The organism is Sulfuricurvum sp., from assembly GCF_030691015.1.
Classification (GTDB): domain Bacteria; phylum Campylobacterota; class Campylobacteria; order Campylobacterales; family Sulfurimonadaceae; genus Sulfuricurvum.
Genome location: NZ_JAUYFF010000002.1, coordinates 65700 through 83305, shown reverse-complemented (window position 1 = coordinate 83305; position 17606 = coordinate 65700). Strand labels below are relative to the sequence as shown.

General features: G+C 45.6%; 18 protein-coding genes. 10 read left to right on the top strand and 8 right to left on the bottom strand.

The features are described from left to right. Nucleotides 1-543 carry a hypothetical protein gene (locus Q8O20_RS04095; protein ID WP_305530096.1) on the bottom strand — a complete coding sequence of 181 codons (543 nt, stop codon included), beginning with the start codon at nucleotides 541-543 and terminating at the stop codon, nucleotides 1-3. Between the two features lie 123 nt (nucleotides 544-666). Here Q8O20_RS04095 and Q8O20_RS04090 point away from each other — a divergent pair, with 123 nt between their 5' ends. Genes Q8O20_RS04090 through Q8O20_RS04080 form a run of 3 tightly spaced genes read left to right on the top strand, consistent with a single transcriptional unit; the run spans nucleotide 667 to nucleotide 2952 of the window. Beyond that, a complete protein-coding gene (locus Q8O20_RS04090) occupies nucleotides 667-1389 on the top strand; it encodes a hypothetical protein (protein ID WP_305530095.1) in 723 nt (240 codons plus the stop codon). Between the two features lies 1 nt (nucleotide 1390). Further along, nucleotides 1391-2320 carry a bifunctional 2-polyprenyl-6-hydroxyphenol methylase/3-demethylubiquinol 3-O-methyltransferase UbiG gene (locus Q8O20_RS04085; RefSeq protein ID WP_305530094.1) on the top strand — a complete coding sequence of 310 codons (930 nt, stop codon included), beginning with the start codon at nucleotides 1391-1393 and terminating at the stop codon, nucleotides 2318-2320. Beyond that, nucleotides 2317-2952: an HAD family phosphatase gene (locus tag Q8O20_RS04080; protein WP_305530093.1), complete on the top strand. Its 636-nt coding sequence runs from the start codon at nucleotides 2317-2319 to the stop codon at nucleotides 2950-2952. Before Q8O20_RS04085 ends, Q8O20_RS04080 begins: the two co-directional genes overlap by 4 nt. Here the strand turns inward: Q8O20_RS04080 and Q8O20_RS04075 are convergent, their stop codons facing one another. Then, a complete protein-coding gene (locus Q8O20_RS04075) occupies nucleotides 2953-3267 on the bottom strand; it encodes a hypothetical protein (protein WP_305530092.1) in 315 nt (104 codons plus the stop codon). Nucleotides 3268-3402: 135 nt separating this feature from the next. Between Q8O20_RS04075 and Q8O20_RS04070 the strand changes: the two genes are divergently transcribed. After that, the gene (locus Q8O20_RS04070; protein ID WP_305530091.1) at nucleotides 3403-4059 is read left to right on the top strand and encodes a lytic transglycosylase domain-containing protein; all 657 of its coding nucleotides are present in this window, start codon (nucleotides 3403-3405) and stop codon (nucleotides 4057-4059) included. A gap of 39 nt (nucleotides 4060-4098) precedes the next feature. Here the strand turns inward: Q8O20_RS04070 and Q8O20_RS04065 are convergent, their stop codons facing one another. Next, nucleotides 4099-4806, bottom strand: coding sequence for a YebC/PmpR family DNA-binding transcriptional regulator (locus Q8O20_RS04065; RefSeq protein ID WP_304738427.1), 708 nt, complete (start codon nucleotides 4804-4806; stop codon nucleotides 4099-4101). Nucleotides 4807-4960: 154 nt separating this feature from the next. Here Q8O20_RS04065 and Q8O20_RS04060 point away from each other — a divergent pair, with 154 nt between their 5' ends. Then, the gene (locus Q8O20_RS04060) at nucleotides 4961-7678 is read left to right on the top strand and encodes an EAL domain-containing protein (protein WP_305530090.1); all 2718 of its coding nucleotides are present in this window, start codon (nucleotides 4961-4963) and stop codon (nucleotides 7676-7678) included. 20 nt (nucleotides 7679-7698) lie between these two features. Here the strand turns inward: Q8O20_RS04060 and Q8O20_RS04055 are convergent, their stop codons facing one another. Beyond that, complete coding sequence (locus Q8O20_RS04055; protein ID WP_305530089.1) at nucleotides 7699-8421, bottom strand: ATP-binding protein; 723 nt, start codon at nucleotides 8419-8421, stop codon at nucleotides 7699-7701. A 98-nt stretch (nucleotides 8422-8519) separates the two neighbouring features. Then, nucleotides 8520-9047, bottom strand: coding sequence for a YaeQ family protein (locus Q8O20_RS04050; protein ID WP_305530088.1), 528 nt, complete (start codon nucleotides 9045-9047; stop codon nucleotides 8520-8522). Between the two features lie 81 nt (nucleotides 9048-9128). On the opposite strand from Q8O20_RS04050, the gene mnmH reads away from it, so the two are divergent. The 5 genes from mnmH to Q8O20_RS04025 are packed head-to-tail and all read left to right on the top strand — an operon-like array spanning nucleotide 9129 to nucleotide 13106. Next, nucleotides 9129-10139 (top strand): tRNA 2-selenouridine(34) synthase MnmH, encoded by a 1011-nt coding sequence (gene mnmH / locus Q8O20_RS04045; protein ID WP_305530087.1) that lies wholly within the window; start codon nucleotides 9129-9131, stop codon nucleotides 10137-10139. Continuing rightward, on the top strand, nucleotides 10123-11157 hold the full coding sequence (gene selD, locus Q8O20_RS04040; protein WP_305530086.1) for a selenide, water dikinase SelD: 1035 nt from the start codon (nucleotides 10123-10125) through the stop codon (nucleotides 11155-11157). Before mnmH ends, selD begins: the two co-directional genes overlap by 17 nt. Nucleotides 11158-11161: 4 nt before the next feature. Next, nucleotides 11162-12253 (top strand): transglutaminase-like domain-containing protein, encoded by a 1092-nt coding sequence (locus Q8O20_RS04035; protein WP_305530085.1) that lies wholly within the window; start codon nucleotides 11162-11164, stop codon nucleotides 12251-12253. Beyond that, nucleotides 12250-12858: a sulfurtransferase TusA family protein gene (locus tag Q8O20_RS04030; RefSeq protein WP_305530084.1), complete on the top strand. Its 609-nt coding sequence runs from the start codon at nucleotides 12250-12252 to the stop codon at nucleotides 12856-12858. The genes Q8O20_RS04035 and Q8O20_RS04030 overlap by 4 nt, the downstream gene beginning before the upstream one ends. After that, complete coding sequence (locus Q8O20_RS04025) at nucleotides 12846-13106, top strand: heavy metal-associated domain-containing protein (protein ID WP_305530083.1); 261 nt, start codon at nucleotides 12846-12848, stop codon at nucleotides 13104-13106. The genes Q8O20_RS04030 and Q8O20_RS04025 overlap by 13 nt, the downstream gene beginning before the upstream one ends. Before the next feature lie 72 nt (nucleotides 13107-13178). Here the strand turns inward: Q8O20_RS04025 and acs are convergent, their stop codons facing one another. The 3 genes from acs to Q8O20_RS04010 are packed head-to-tail and all read right to left on the bottom strand — an operon-like array spanning nucleotide 13179 to nucleotide 17587. Continuing rightward, complete coding sequence (acs, locus tag Q8O20_RS04020) at nucleotides 13179-15137, bottom strand: acetate--CoA ligase (protein ID WP_305530082.1); 1959 nt, start codon at nucleotides 15135-15137, stop codon at nucleotides 13179-13181. A gap of 12 nt (nucleotides 15138-15149) precedes the next feature. Further along, entirely contained in the window at nucleotides 15150-15764 is a 615-nt protein-coding gene (locus tag Q8O20_RS04015) for a 3'-5' exonuclease (RefSeq protein ID WP_305530081.1), read from the bottom strand. Beyond that, nucleotides 15764-17587, bottom strand: a complete 1824-nt coding sequence (locus Q8O20_RS04010) for a putative nucleotidyltransferase substrate binding domain-containing protein (protein WP_305530080.1) — start codon at nucleotides 17585-17587, stop codon at nucleotides 15764-15766. Before Q8O20_RS04010 ends, Q8O20_RS04015 begins: the two co-directional genes overlap by 1 nt. Nucleotides 17588-17606 lie beyond the last annotated feature (19 nt).

Genomic DNA, 17606 nt, shown 5'->3' with positions numbered 1-17606 from the left:
TTAGATTTTTTCGCCGTTTTTCTTCGCCTGCGTATTGGATGAACTTAACATTTGCTCCAAAAATCCGATCTCTGCCAACTCAGTTGTTTGTTCATCGTTGCGTGTAGCTTGAATATTTTTGAGAATATCACTGCTCATCAAGGAGGTATTCTGAGCCGGTTTATTCTGTTCTTCGGTTTTTTGCGCTTCCATCAGCTCTTCAAGCAGCTGTTTTTTAAAATCGCTCACCATCTGGTTAATATCCATCGGTTTATCGGGATTCTCAGCTTTTTCTTTGAGAAGTTTTTGACGGTACTCTTCAACCAGCGCTTCAATCTTCTCTTCGTTAAGCTCTTTGAGAAAAACAGCGGCACCTTTAGTCAGAAGATCATCTTTGAACTTTCCGAGTTCACCATCTTCGGCATTCACTTCATCACGGCTTTTGTACTCTTCGGCGTGGTAAAACTGCGCAATCAACGCCATATAATCTTGGTTGACGCTCTCATCTTTGGTAACGTCAGACACGCCACCAAACGATAAGCTGGAAACAGAGGCTACGTTCATAATAATCTCCTGCTAAATAAGTAATACTTTTGACAAGCAAAAATCGTTCTCTAAAAATTTTATAGAAGTAGACTCTAAGCTCCAATCGGTAAAATGGCAGCCAATAGGGACAAAAGGGTATGGATGCAAAAAATCAGTATAAACGGCCGTGAATACGGCTCGATAGAGATGCCCCAGACCAAAGCGGCACTTAGAGTGTATGAGTGTGTCACCAAAGCATTTGCATCCAGACGACAGATTAAAATCACCCTCCTCTTTTCTCCTTCCAAACTCAGAGCATTGGGCTATTATCAAAAAGGGGGATCACGTCAGGAGCTCGAAGATTTGGAACTCTATATCGAGCTGGGAAAAATACTCCGATTCAACACCGAAGATGCCCTCAAACTCAAAAACAGTATCGAACTCACCAATGACATTGCCCACAACCATTTTAACATCGCCAAGCGCCTTACCCTCGTTAATAAAGAGAAAAAAAGTTCTGCCACTGACACCTACCTGTTTTGGGATATTGAGAATTTTTCCAATATCGGTCCGATCTTTAACGACCTGATCGACAAATACGCCATCCCCGATCACCATATCTACATTGCCGCCAACCCTGACTCTCTTTATCTCTTTAAAGATGAGTGGGAAGCCAACCTCTACGATTACGGTAAAACCCTCAAATCGTTCAACTTTACCAAATGCGATCACGGTAAAAATGTGGCGGATGGAGTGCTTCTGGATCATTTCAAACAACTCAACCTCAAAAATGCCGATGTGTACGTCATGACGTTTGATAGAGAGCTAAAAGGGCTCTTTATCGATTTAAGCGATCGCAGTAACAACCTTTTTATGATGGAATAATGTGAAGCAATTTACCTCTGAACCTCTCAGTACTATCCTCGCATGGGCTCACGAAGCTCTCATAGAATCCAATACAATCACCTTCGAAGTACTCAACCCCGATCTCGGGCGCGGACGCTATGCAGGAGAGATCCTCTCCTACGGCGATACCGACTATCTCTACCGCAGCTACAAAGCGTGGAGCGATTTGGGTGAACTGCTGTTTTGCCGAATGCTGACCCCGAAGTCGCTCTCGGAATACACGGTGCAAATCACCTACGAAAAACTCGACCTCAGCGACTCCTTCCACCATTCTGAGGAGAAAGAGGAGAAGTACGGCACGACGTCTCGTTTTGCAGCCATCCATAAAAATGAAGAGCCCGCATTTTTGAGTCCCTATGTACGAGCACTTCAAAGTGTCAAAGTGGGAGAACGTCAACGGATACTCAATCTTGGGATCAATACGGGGGATGAGTTTGACCTCATCCGAACGCTTGTGCCTCGTGATGAATATCTGAATATTGAACTTGTCGGGATCGACCACTCGCAGAGTGCCATTTCGGTGGCTCAAGAGCGATTCAGTGAAGGGAATGCCACTTTTTATGCCCACGACATCAACGATCTCGCCTCACTGAATCTGGGACGATATGACCTCATCATCACGATCGGAACCCTCCAAAGCAGCGGCTTAGAGTTTAAACCCCTCTTTGCTTCGCTGGTACAAGAGTATCTCACCCCCGATGGAGCAATGATTTTGGGATTCCCGAATTGCCGATGGATGAGCGGAGAGATGATCTATGGTGCCAAAGCACCGAACTATCCCTATTCGGAGATGTCGATCCTCATCAAAGATATCTACTACTGCAAAAAATATTTGCAGCAAAAGAAGTTCAGAGCAACGGTAACGGGAAAAGATTATCTCTTCCTCACAGCGACAAAAATCGGACTATGAAGCAGTTTATCCTCTTTGACAATGACGGCGTACTCGTCGAAACAGAACTTTGGTATTTTCGTGCCAATGAGAAAGCGATGAAAGAACTGGGGGTCACTCTGGAGCTGGAGTATTATCTGGAGTTGATGAAACACGGGGGGAACTGGTGGGAACTCGCGCAACAGAGGGGTGTGACATTAGAAGAGATTAACCGTGCCAGAGAACGTCGAAGCCGCTATTATCAGCACTATCTCCGTACTGAAGATATCTACATAGAGGGGGTTGAAGAGGTGATCCGTGAACTCTCGAAAGATTACCGCATGGGGATTGTCACCACCTCTCGACGGGTCGATTTCGAGCTGATTCATCACAAAAAAAAGCTCACCCGCTATATGGATTTTATCCTCTGTGAAGAAGATTATCCGAGGGCAAAGCCCCATCCCGATCCTTATCTCAAAGGGCTGGAACTCTTTGGTGCTCACACAGGTGAAGCGATCGTCGTTGAAGATTCACAGCGGGGACTAACGGCGGCGGTGAGAGCCGGAATCGACTGTGTGATCGTCAAAAATAATTTTACGGCAAGCCATGATTTTAGTACCGCGACCTATCGTATCGATTCACTCCGTGATTTGGGTGGATTATTGCTAAATTGATTAATTATTTCTGGTTTTATCCCATACATCATGCTTGCTATGTTCTTTGTGTTGAAACTTTTCATCTTTTAGATGATAAGCCTCTTTATCTTCGGTGACACAAAAGAGTTCATAGACCATAAGGTGCGGATTATGTTTTACTACAACATCCAAAATATCCGATTCGTTTGCGTAACGTTGTATTTCGGCAATAGTATCGATATCTTTAGAGACGATTTTAACGACTAAATCACCCTTATAGCCTGCATAGGTATTAATATCCTCAATATCATAATCTAGCGCAAATCTAATGATTTTTTTTCTCGTTCCCTGCATTATTATGTACCTCTTCTCGAACATTCATCATAAAGCGAATATACCATACCGATCGTATAAAATGTATTATACACCGTTATTTGTCTCATTAACGCGAGCATGCTACAATGTTCCCTTTATGTAAAAAGGTGCAACATGATACGTATCCTCTATTTATTTATTGTATTCTTTTCTATAGAGCTCTTTGGACGCAGTGACGTAGAAGCGATCAATCTCTCTTTGCAATCGCTCCAAAGTGAAGAGTCCCTTCTCGATACGGCAGTATTAGATAATACGCTCGATCGGTATCGGGGAACGATCTCTCCGCTTTATAAACGCTATCAAGTAACGACAGAAGAGTTAGAGCGTATCAAAGCCAAATTTGCAGATGCGGGAATCCCTCCGTTTTTTGCCCTCATCCCCTATGCTGAGTCCAAATTCAACCCCTCATCCCATGGATACGGTACGGCAGGATTATGGCAATTTAGCAAACAAAGCGCACGTAATTTTGGTCTTAGTGTGACGAAAAAGAAGGATGAGAGACTAAACATCGATCGCTCCACAGAGGCAGCCATTCGCTATATAAAATACCTTAAAAATGAGTTTGGAAACTGGTATTTAGCTGATTTTGCGTATGCGATGGGAGAGGGGACACTACATCGTATGATTCAAAAAAATGGAAGCAAAAAAATGTCTGTTTTGCTCAAAGATCCCCATTTCCCCTCAGGAGCAAAAGCCCATTTTGCCAAAACACTTCTATTGGATGCAAAAATTCATTATTCAAAAAAGGATGAAGAAATAAGAGGAGAATAGTTTAAACATTTCCTACCTCGAAGAGGCAAGAAGTCGTGATTATCCGATATTCGTATAAACAGCTTGGACGTCATCGTCCTCTTCGAGTTTATCGATCAGTTTTTCGATATCGGCCATTTGCTCATCGCTAAACTCTACCGGAGAGTTCGCAATACGCTCTAACGCGGCACTATCAGGTATAATCCCCATCTTTTCAAGTTCAGCAGACAACGCTCCGAATGCGGTATATTCACCGTATACACTCACTTCGCCCTCTTCTTCTTCGATACTGTCGATTCCGGCATCTATGAGTGCGAATTCAAGCTCTTCCAAATCCATGGCAGGTTTTGGAAATCGGAACACCGCTTTACGGCTGAACATAAATTCGAGGGAGCCGTTATTAAGAGTTTCCCCTTTGGCACGGCCGAAAATCGTACGGACATTGGAAATGGTTCGTGCGTTATTATCGGTAGCACACTCTACAAAAAAGAGTACTCCATGCGGCCCTTTCCCCTCGATATTCATCTCCGCTAATGAAATAGCATCTTTACCGCTGGCGCGTTTGATCGCTGCATCAATATTATCTTTTGGCATATTTTGCGCTTTTGCCGTCAAAATCGCACTACGGAGTTTCGGGTTCATATCGGGATCTTCCCCGCCCTCCTTTGCCGCCATCGTGATAATTTTCCCCAATTTTGGAAATACGCGTGACATATTCCCCCAGCGCTTCATTTTTGCCGCTTTACGATATTCAAACGCTCTTCCCATACGGTATGCTCCCTCACATCAACTTAAAAAATTGTCGAATTATAGCCTCTTTGCACGATTTAGACAACTCATACTCCACTGTACAACGATGTTTATTTGAAATTATGCTATCCTATAAGAATAACACTAAAATCCATAACAGACAGAGGTGGATATGTCCTCTCCAACCTATATTGCATCTCCTTTTAGACAAAATCTATGGCAGAGTGTTGCTATTTTGATACTTACGATTATCTCATTCGTTATCTATGTTGCTGCCGAAAAACGGATCGATCGAGCCAATGAAATGCGATTACACTCTTTTCTCCTTGCCGATGAACTTCGCCAATCATCGGATGATCTTACCCGAATGATCCGCACCTATGCTGCTACCGGAAATCCTCTGTACAAAAAACACTACGAAGAGATTCTCGATATCCGCAACGGTAAAAAGCCCCGTCCTCTCACTTATCAAAATATCTACTGGGATCTAGTCGGCTTGAATAATACCCGCCCACGACCGCTTAGTACCCAATCGATTCCCCTAATAGAGATGATGCGTCAAGCAGGATTTACCGAAGCCGAATTTGCCAAACTCTCCGAAGCCAAAAACAATTCGGATGCACTCACACAAACCGAATTCAGAGCAATGAAGCTCATTGAATCGAACCATGCGGAAAAAGCTTTTGCACTCCTTCATGATGCGGCGTATCACCGAGCGAAACTCACTATTATGTCTCCGATCGGAGAGTTTTACGATTTAATGAATGCTCGTACCTCAGCAGCGGTTCATTCGGCTGAAACGACCGCTTTCATTTTACGAATCATTTTTATCCTTATGGGGATATTCTTATTCATTATGCTCTGGCGCCTCCACAAAACATTGCAAACAACACTGGGAAGCTCTCTCGAAGATGTACATGCCCATATAATGCATATCGGCAGTGGAGACTTTTCACACCCCATTACTCTAAAATACGGAAGCCAAGAGAGTATTTTGGGATGGCTAAGCGAAACACAACAAAAGCTCAAAGAGCTACTCACGACAAATGAACGGTTAAAAAATCTCTATGCGGCTCTTAGTCAATGCAATCAAGCGATCGTCCGTTCAAGCAGTGAAGCAGAACTTTTCCCTCTCATCTGTCGCGATGCCATCGATTTTGGAGGGATGAAAATGGCCTGGATCGGTATGCTCGATCCATCATCCAACTCTCTCAAATCTGTCAGTTGTCATGGGGAGGGAACCGATTATCTCGAAGGGTTCACCATCTCAACCGATTCGACGGATATTACTAAGACGCACGGTCCGACAGGAGGTGCATTCCATGAAAATCGTCCGTTCTGGTGTCAAGATTTTCAAAATGATCCTACAACAGCCCCATGGCATGAGAGGGGGAAACAGTACGGGTGGGGTTCTTCAGCCGCACTGCCGCTAACACGTGAAGGAAAAGTCGTAGGTGTTTTCTCCCTGTATGCACAAGAGAAAAATGCCTTTGATGACGCCGCACAAAAACTCCTAGAAGAGATGGCAATGGACATCAGTTTTGCATTGGAGCTGTTTTCAAAAGAGATGGCACGTGTGAAAGCAGAAAAGCAAATTCAATATCTAGCTAACTATGATGAACTTACCGGTCTTCCAAACCGTTTAAAACTCGACAATCGAATCCAATATCTGCTAAGTTTGGCGAAACGAAATGAGATTGCCTTCACGGTTATGTTTCTCGATCTCGATCATTTCAAAACGATCAATGACACGTTAGGGCATAGCTGTGGAGACAGCTTACTGATCGAAGCCTCCAAACGGCTCAAAATGATCCTGAGAGAAGAAGATACCATCGCCCGCTTCGGAGGAGATGAATTTATTATTTTACTTCCTAATATCGGAGTTGATGGAGCAACCCAAGTCGCCCAGAAACTTTTGAATACCTTCCAAGAACCGTTCCCTATCAATGAACATGAACTCTGCATCAGCAGCTCTATCGGTATTGCCCTTTATCCGAATGACGGAAATGATTTTGAAACCCTCTATAAAAATGCCGATACCGCCATGTACAGAGCAAAAAAAGAGGGTAGAAACAGATTTTGTTTCTTCACGATGGAGATGCAGCGCCACTCTGTCCGAAATCTTGAACTTAGCAATGCACTCCGATATGCACTAGAGCGCAACCAGCTTGAACTCCACTATCAACCTCAATTTTCAACCCAAAAAGGTACCGTGATCGGCGCTGAAGCGCTATTACGCTGGAATCATTCTGAACTCGGAAGCATATCTCCCTCAGAATTTATTCCGATTGCCGAAGAAAACGGAATGATTTTATCGATAGGAGAGTGGGTACTGCACACCGCAATCAAAGTGGCGAAAGAGTGGATGGATGGAGGATATTCACCGCTCATTATGGCGGTGAACCTCTCAGCGGTACAGTTTCGCTCCTCGAACTTACCTGCTCTAATTGCCGCTATCCTTGAAGATGTGGGATTGCCGCCGGAGTATTTAGAACTTGAGTTGACCGAAAGTATCGCGATGGATGATCCTCAAAAAGCAATCAATACAATGAATGAACTTCATACCAAAGGGATACGAATGTCCATCGATGACTTCGGAACGGGGCACTCTTCGTTAAGCTATCTCAAAAAATTTAAAATTTACAAACTAAAAATCGATCAATCATTCGTCCGAGATATCAATATCGATCCCGAAGATAAAGCGATTGTTTCCGCTATCATCAGTATGTCAAAAAGTCTCGGATTACAAACTATTGCCGAAGGAGTAGAGACGATTGCTCAGCTCAACTATCTTCGTGAAGAAAAATGCGATGAGATACAGGGGTACTATTTTTCCAAACCTCTCCCCAAAAAAGCTTTTAAAGAGTTTAGAGACAAATATGCATTTTAACGTTTCGTAGTGTTAAAGAGTTACTCGTCGATAAAGACAATATCGCTTTGAATGTTGTTGAACAAAAGAGAGCGGTTATCAACACGGTGCTGATACAAAAAGCTGTTGGTAGCCATTGAGCGCAGCATTGTCGTGTTGTAGTAATACGCGTTTGAACAACGTCCGACGAAGAGGAACGAGAACAAAAGCTTGATACGCGGGTTTTCAAACATCTCATGAGGCTGTGCCAAAAAGGTAAGGCCGAATTTTTTGAGATTGACGAGATCAAAAATGTAAAAAATAAAGTCTTCGAATTTGGTGTAAAATCCTTCCAGACTGGCAATTTCTTGCATAATATAGTAATAGTTATCCAAAAGTTCCCGTTTTTGCATCATTTGGGAAAGCTTGCTTTTGACATCCCGTTTGCTCGCAAAAAACGAAGGACTTACCGCCATATAAATATTTTTGCGCTCTGCTATAGCCTGATCCAGTGCACTGTTAAACTCATCCGTTTCATTAAAACACATATAGTAAAAATCGCTGCTGGTTTTGAATTTTTCTTCTACCTGATCCGGTGTCGGATTGGAAAAGTCAAGATAGAGGGTCGGAATACCGCTGTCAATGACAAATTCACGAATTTTATTTGCCAAATGAGTTTTTCCTGAACCCGGCTCCGCCAAAATGAGGGTATTCTCGCATAATACACGATCTTGCAGTTCGAGAGTCGCGATAGAACTTTTAAATTTTCCGATTTTTCGTTTCATTGGTTTATCCGTAAAGGTGAAATAATAGTAGGATAAGTATAGCTAAAGGTAACAGATTTAGAGTTAAAGGAGCATCGGATGTAGAGAATTGTGACGTATTATTGCCACTCCTCTTGCGTTATCGTAACATCTCCTTGTTCACTGTGAAAGCTGAGCTCTCCATCACTGATATTACATTGCAGACGCATGGAGCGCTCACACAGTTTCTCGATCTCCTCGGAGTGCAAATGGATCACACGGAGATTTTTAAACCGCTCATACGCCGCGCCGTATTGTCTCCACCACGCGGTAGCGCTTTTGAGGTTATAGGTGTAGACGATCACATTTTCCGCTCGTCCGCACGCTTTACGCAACCGTTTCTCATCCATCTGTCCCAAATCGATCCACAGCACGATGTCACCGCTGTAATCTTTCTCCCATAGTTCGGGTTCGTCGTCTCCGCCGATCCCTTTGGTGATGACCAGTCGCTCGGAGGCGTTAAGGGCAAAGGCCGCGAGACGGATCATCAGTCGCTCATCGGTCTCGGAGGGGTGCTGGGCTATCGTGATCTCATGGGTTTCATAGTAGTTGCGATCCATATCGGCGATACTAAGTTGTACTTTATAGATCGTTGAACCTGCCGCCATGTGAACTCCCTTGTAAGTGTGGGATTATGGCATAAGGGGGCTTATAATGGAGCTATTAGCGGATAAATGGTAAAATCCGAAATGATACAAACCATACCGATTGAAACCTTTTTAGAATCCATACATGGCTATGACCTCATCATAGATGCCAGAAGCCCTCATGAATACGATGAATCTCATATTCCCTTAGCGCAAAATTTTTATGCGCTCAGCGACGAAGAACATCACCGAGTGGGAACCACTTATAAACAAATCTCCCCTTTTGAAGCACGGGTACAGGGGGCATCGTTTGTCTGCCTCAACGCCGCCCGTCATATACATGCTATCTATCCGACATTTACCCCAAACTCAAAAATAGCGATCTATTGCGCGCGCGGAGGTATGCGTTCCTCATCCCTCGGAACGATTTTATCCGATATAGGGTACCGGATTGACCGTGTTATCGGTGGGTACAAATCCTATCGAACCTTTGTAACCGGATATTTGGAAGACCTCCCTCCCCTCAATTTTATTACCCTTGGCGGAAATACGGGATGCGGGAAAAGCGACCTCTTGAATGAACTGGACAACGTGATCGATCTTGAAAAAATGGCCAACCATTACGGTTCGGTATTCGGCGATGTCAACGGGGCGCAACCCACCCAAAAAGAGTTCCAAAATCGGCTAATGCACGCCTTTCTTTCTCTAAATCGAACTCAAAGTGCTTTTGTCGAAGCCGAAAGCAAACGGATCGGAAAGATTATGCTCCCCGCGCCCCTTTACAAACAGATGGAGTCGGGGTTTCGCGTTGAGATCACAGCACCCATAGAACAACGAGTAGAGCGGATCATGCGGATGTACGACACGATGGATGAGCCTTTTTTTATGGAACGTATGGAGCGCATCTCCCCCTACATCAGCCGTGACGATAAAGGTTCCGCTATCGCCGCATTTCTAAACGGTGATCTCCCCCGTGTTTCTGAAATATTGCTGACACAGTATTACGACAAAGTCTACAAAGTGACGATCAAACCCGATATGAGCATCCATAACGATGACCCGCTCAAAACACTCGACATTCTGAGAGGAATTCAAGATGAACAACAGCGCTAAGCTTACAAAATTCGTTCGTGCTTCGGGATGCGCCGCCAAACTCTCCCCCGGCTCGCTCGAAAACGTCACCTGCCATCTGAAATCGTTTCACAAAGATCTTCTCGTCGGATTTGAGGGGAATGAGGATGCGGGGGTTTATCGGATCAACGAGAGCCTCGCGATGGTACAGACGGTCGATTTTATCACCCCCGTCGTGGATGACCCCTTCATCTACGGTCAAATCGCGGCGGCCAATTCTCTGAGCGACGTGTTCGCGATGGGGGGCGATGCGAAAACCGCCCTCAACCTCGTCGGATTTGACGGCAAAAACCACCCCACTGAAGTGCTAACCGAGATTCTCAGAGGTGGGCAAAGCAAAGCGCAAGAGTGCGGAGCGGTGATCGTGGGGGGGCATACGATCGAAACCCCTGAGATGCTCTATGGTCTCTCATGCACCGGATTCGTCCATCCCGATAAAATCCTCCGTAACAACACAGCCCATGTAGGGGATTTGATCGTCCTCACCAAACCGTTGGGTCTGGGGATTCTGATCACTGCAATCAAAGCTGACCTCTTGGATGAGCCTACCGTGATGAAGGTCGCCGAGACGATGCGTACCCTCAACTATAAAGCCTCCCTTATAGCACGGGAGTTTGATGCTCACGCGTGTACCGACGTGACGGGATTCGGCTTTTTAGGTCATTTAGCGGAGATGAGCGGAGGGACAAAATCGATCGAGGTGGAGAGTTCCGCCGTCCCGTTTTTCGCCGAAGCGTTGCCGATGGCATCGATGGGAATTATCCCCGCGGGAAGTTATGCTAACAAAGAATATCTGGAATCCAAGGTATACTTTAAACGTGAAATTGGAGCCGATCTGGAGATGATCCTTTTTGATGCGCAAACATCAGGGGGACTTTTGATCGCTGCGACTCCTGAAAATGCCCGCCGTATTGTAGAACGTTCTCTTAACGAAGGGATACCCTCAGCGATTGTCGCACAGGTTATCGCTAAAACCGATACCGATATTATTGTAGGATAAGACCATGCACCGACGCGAATTCATTAAAATTACCGCTGTTTCAGGGGCGATATGCCTTACTCCCTCTTTTCTCACCGCCTCTTCGACACTGACGCTCAAAGAGGGACTTTCGGTATATAAACTCAGCTGGAAATTTGATCTCTCCCACCACAGCGCCAATGCGTGCGCCCTATGGGTTCCCCTCCCCTCTGATATCAGCGGATTTCAGCGCCTTATCGAGCTAGGAGATTCAACCGAGGCAGAGACCCATTTCGAGAGCGACCACAACCGTTACGGCGCCCGTACCTTTTATGCCCTTTGGGAGAAGAGTGCCGTGAGTAAAACACTCGAACTCTCAATGAACGTAGCACTGAGGGATCGTCAATGCGATTTCCGTCCTAAACGTATTTGTCCTGATGAAATGGAAAATGCCAAAGCATTTTTAGCCCCCTCCGCCCATATCCCTACCGACGGAGCCGTTGCCAAAGTTGCCAAGCTCATCGTCGGAGGAGAAAAAAATCCTCTCAAAAAAGCCCGTAAAATCTATGACTGGATTGTGGAGAACAGCTACCGTGATGAAAATGTCCACGGGTGCGGTGTCGGAAGCCCCAACGCTATGCTCTCCCAACTCGAACGGGATGGTCGCATGGGAGGTAAATGCCTCGATATGTCGGCTCTCTGCGTCGCGCTGATGCGCGCCTCTGGTATCCCCGCACGGGAAGTGATGGGGATTCGTGTCGGAGCCTCACGCCTCTCTCCTGCATTCGGGGCAAGCGAAGATATCACCAAAGCGCAACACTGCAAAGTAGAATTTTTTATCCCGAATATGGGGTGGATACCGTGCGATCCCGCCGATATCACCAAACTGGTACTCAAAGAGGGGATTGATAAAAACTCCCCCCGCGCGATTGAACTGGCAAACAAATTCTTCGGCTTTTGGGAGAACAACTGGATGGCACTCAACCACGCCCGCGACTTTGACCTCTACCCCGCCAATACCCAAGGCACTCTCGACTCATTCGGCTACCCGTACGCCGAAGTGGACGGAGAATACCTCGACCCTTTTGAGCCGAAAAGCTATCGTTATACCATCCGCTCCACAAAAGAGGCTAAATGATCCTCGATTGCCGTAATATGGATTGCCCGCGTCCCGTACTGGAGACGAAGAAAGCTCTCGATGCCCTCCCTGAAGATGCGACCCTCGCCGTAGAGGTGAACACCCTCAGCGGACGGGAAAACTGCAAACGGTTCGCCCTCTCACAGCACTGCACCTTTACCGAAGAGACTCTCAATGATGGAGCGACACGCCTCACTGTCGTTAAAGGGAGAGGATACGTTGAGAACGATGAGGAGAACCCCGTCGATGTAATGATGCAACAAGAGAGACGCAGTGCGGTATTCGTACTGTTCGGCGCACTTATCACGGCGCTTCTATCCGCCTCATGTTGCATCATTCCGACCCTTTTTATGGTCTTCGGGATCTCCTTCGCCGGGGTTATCAATGTTCCTGAACTCAACAGTTATCGGTGGCTATTTACCGCCTTTGCCGTCTTGATGCTGAGTATCGGATTTTATCAAATGGTGATCAAAAAACAGATCGAATGCGATTGTGTCCCGAGCCTCACCTCCAAAATCCTACTGATCCTTTTTTGGGGATTGTTTCTCTTTAGCCTTGCCGCCCTCTTCTATCCCTATTATGAGGTATTGATATGGGGAGAATAGTCTTAGGATTGCTTCTGTTAGCGTCTCTAGCGTATGCCAAAGAGTGGAAGCTCCATATCAACGGAATGCACTGCATCGCCTGCACACTGGCGGTCAAAAAAGCGCTAATGGGTGTCTCAGGAGTTCAAGAGGCGAAAGTGAATTTCAAAAACGAGAGTGCGATAGTTATAGCAGATGATAAAGTTACGCTTCGGATGATGCAGGATGCTGTGGCACAGACAGGGTATAGTGCTGCCGTGCAAAAATAAAAACGTTTAGCAAATATTTTTTTAGGGATAGATCCCGCATCAAGTGCGGGATGACGGGAGAGCGGGTAAAACTTACCCTTTAACTTTTGCTTCGATAGTAGCAACGATACTTGGATCTTCGAGAGTCGAGATATCCTGAGTGATCGCTTCACCTTTCGCGATAGAGCGAAGGATGCGGCGCATGATTTTTCCTGAACGGGTTTTCGGCAAGCCCGGTACGAAAACGATATCATCACAGATAGCAATGTTACCGATCTCTTTCATGATCACTTTGTTGATCTCTTTGACCATCTCCATCTCTTCACCGACGGTGTCATCGCTTTTGAGAACGATGTAGGCGAAGATTCCCTCACCTTTGATATCGTGCGGTTTACCGACTACGGCTACTTCCGCAACGTTCGGGTGTTTTTTACAAGCCGCTTCAACTTCTGCGGTTCCCATACGGTGACCTGAGACGTTGATAACGTCATCGGTACGTCCTGTGATGGTGATGTATCCGTCTTCGTCGTAGATTGCACCGTCACCCGTGAAGTATACCGGCTGTCCGTCTTTTTTGACATCACCGAAATACGATTTCACGAAACGCTCAGGATCGCCCCAGATTCCGCGAATCATTGACGGCCAAGGACGGGTTACACACATATAACCCGCCTCACCTGCTTCGACTTTGATACCCGTTTGAGGATCAAGGATTTCGGCGATGATACCCGGAAGCGGGAATGTCGCACACGCAGGTTTGATCGGCGTTGCACCCGGCAATGGAGAGACGATATGTCCTCCCGTTTCCGTTTGCCAGTACGTATCGACGATCGCACATTTGCTTCCGCCGACTGCCTCATAGTACCATTTCCATGCCGGAGGATCGATCGGCTCACCGACGGTTCCTAAGACTTTAAGAGAGCTGAGATCGTATTTAGCCGGCTCATCTTCACCCATTTTGTGCAATACGCGGATCGCGGTCGGAGCGGTGTAGAATTGGTTGATTTTGTACTCTTCGACCATTTTCCACGGACGTCCTGCGTCAGGATAAGTCGGTACACCTTCGAACATGATTGTCGTTGCACCCATGGCTAATGGACCATAGACGATATAGGTATGTCCGGTAATCCAGCCGACGTCAGCCGTACACCAGTAGGTGTCGTTTTCTTTGACGTCAAATACCCATTCCATCGTCATTTGCGCCCAGAGGATATACCCGGCTGAGTTGTGCTGAACCCCTTTTGGTTTTCCGGTAGAACCTGAAGTGTAGAGGAGGAAAAGAGGGTCTTCCGCATCCATAACTTCGGCTTCACATACGCTTGATTGGGATTTGATCAGTTCGTTGTACGAATAGTCGCGTCCCGCTACCCATGTGACATCTTCGTTATTACGCTCAACCACGAGGACTTTTTCAACCGGAGATTTTTCATCGATCGCTTGGTCAACTACCGGTTTGAGCATGTACGGTTTATCTTTACGGTATGCACCATCAGCCGTGATGACCAATTTTGCTTCTGCATCTTCGATACGGTCTTTCAACGCTTCAGACGAGAATCCGCCGAAAACGATTGAGTGGATCGCACCGATACGAGCACACGCGAGCATCGCGTACGCCGCTTCAGGGATCATCGGCATATAGATGACGACACGATCCCCTTTTTTGACATGAAATTCATTTTTCAGAAGGTTTGCAAATTTATTGACGTTGTAATAGAGTTCAAGGTACGTAATGATTTGTTTATCACCGCGATCCCCTTCGAAGATGATCGCCGCTTTGTTTTTGCGTGAGCTGAGATGACGGTCGATACATTGGTGAGCAACGTTCAGTTTTCCGTTCACGAACCATTTGTAAAACGGTGCATTGCTCTCATCGAGCACTTGAGTGTAGGGTTGAAACCAGTCAATTTTTTCATTTGCAAAGTGAGCCCAAAATCCTTCATAGTCCTCATTTGCCCATGTTTGAAGATCATGGTATTCACACATATTTTTGATGCGGGCATTCTTAGCAAACTCGCGGTTCGGTTGAAAAGTCGGTTTTACGATATCACTCATAGTTAAGGCTCCTTAGTGTAGTTTAAGTGTATTTTTTAATTTAATGTAGACCATTGCGGTCATAATCGCATCGTTCAATGCGTTGTGCTGTCCCATCCTCGGGATTCTTAAATCCCGTAGGATTGTATCGAAGCGCAAATCAATATTTCCTTGAGGGATCAGCTCAATTTTTTTATCAAAATAGAGCCCTGAAACTTCAATTTGTTTATTGGGAAGAGTTATCCCTAACCACGGCTTGATGAGACGATTTATCATTGCCATATCAAACTCCAAATAATACCCAACCAAGGGGCGATTTCCAATAAAATCAAGAAACTTTTTTGCCCCTTCTTGCGGTTCAAGTCCATTTTCCAAATCACACGGTCTAATATGGTGAATTTTAATGCTTTCAACACTGATTTCGTTAGAAGGTTTTAAAAAAACTTCAAAGCTTTCCGACGTCAGTATACGATCCCCTTTGACCTTCACCGCACCGATACTCAGCACAGCATCTTTTTTCGTATTGAGGCCTGTTGTTTCCGTGTCAAATACGACCACTTCATCTCCACAGTAGGGTTCAAACATCCACGCATAACTTTCATCGTTCAATCCGCGACGGTTCCATGAGCGTTTGAGAGAATTGAACATCACACCACCATACCTAAATGGAAATGGTACGTCAGAAATTTTTTAAAGGTATTAACGACTTTAAAAGCATCTTTGAGTAAATCTCGCTCGGGTTTTGTCAGCATTTTTGGATTGATATAATTTTTTTCATCATTTCCCGGCTTTTGGGAAAGGAAAAAGCGAAGGCGAATGCTCAAAAGCGTATCATACGCTTCAATCAATTCACTCGCAAAGCGCTTGTCAAACAATCCGATATTATTAAGCTCTTTGATCCGCTCCGTCGTATTGGTCTGCGTAATCTTATGCTCCAAAGAGAGGATTCGGATGCCGTGAACCATCGCAAAAATCCCCCCTTTTTTAATATCAAATTCACTTTCATGCTCGGCACGTCCCAAAACAAACCCTGAAAACATACTCAACGGTGTTTCAAATGCCAACGCGGCTTTTGCCAAATGCGCCAACATATCACTCCGACCTTCAAATTGTCCAAACAACGAATCTCGGCACGCTTCTAGCAGTTTCTCGTCTCCCGCAACACACTGAGCATCCAGAAAAATAGACAATCCCATCAATGACTCTTCATTCAAAGTGCCGATCCAACCTTCAATCAGTTTTTGATACCCTGATACACTGCGGCGCCAATACGGATTTGAAACCATCACATTACCGTTGCATTTTGGGAATCCGAGCTGAAGAAGATACTCATTGAGCTGCATCATATACGGCTCATACGTCTCCATACTTTCACCGTCGCGAATGATCAGAGCATTGTCCTGATCGGTACGAAGAATCTGTTCACCTCGCCCTTCTGAGCCCATAACGATCAGTGCACATTTGTCTTGAAACGATTCAGGGACAACCATCTCGAAGACTTTGCGATACACTTTGGCGTTAAGTTCGCTGACGAGTTTGGAAACATACCGAACCCGTACCCCTTTGTTCGTAAGCGAACGCACCAAATGGGTAAGGGAGCGCTGTGCATTTTGAAGTTCATCGATACTCACCGCACGATCGATTGATGCGGCGATAAGATGAGTATGATTGGCAAAATGGCTGAGAAGATCAAGCTGTTCTAAAATCCCGACAATCTTTTCACCGTCGGTTACAACCAACCGTTTCACTCCGTGTTTTGTAAACAGCAGCAGCGCATTAAAAAGAAAATCGCTTTGCTCAATACAAATCAAACCATACGTTGCGATGTCGCCGATTGGATCACTGCTGCTTTTATCCGCCAACAAAACTTTCTCACGAAGATTCGTATCGGTTACGATACCGACCGATTCCCCGTCTCGAACCAAAATAACATTAGCGCTTTGATCCGTCATTTTCACGAGGGCTTCGCGTATCGGCGTATGGGCTTCAACAAAACACGGAATATGGAGATAAATTTCATCGACACGGGAGACCATAAACGGGGTCAGCTCATTTTGGTGCTGTCGTTCTTTGAGGTTTTGGTGTTTAGTGATGAAATCTTGCATAAAGTAGTTTTGAAACGGTTCGACATCTTGGAGGAGATTGAGAAAAGATTCTTTGGGGAGTTCATAGCAGATGAGATCTTCGGCGACGCTAAAGGTGCTTTGGGTATTTCCGTATATGAGGGAGTTCGCGTCAAAGCTGTCGCGCTCCCCATACACATTTTGGAGTTCACCCTCGATGGTTTCGTTGACAATACCTTTGATAATGATGTAGAGGGATTCCGCCCTCACCCGAGGAGCGATTAAAACTGTCTCCTTCGGGTAATAGGCAATATCCATCTGAGTCATCAGTTGCTCAATCATCCTCTCACCGAGAAGGTCAAAAGGATGGATCGACATCAATAGTGCTTTTTGGTCAAACAGACTCAAAGAAAACTCCTAATACATT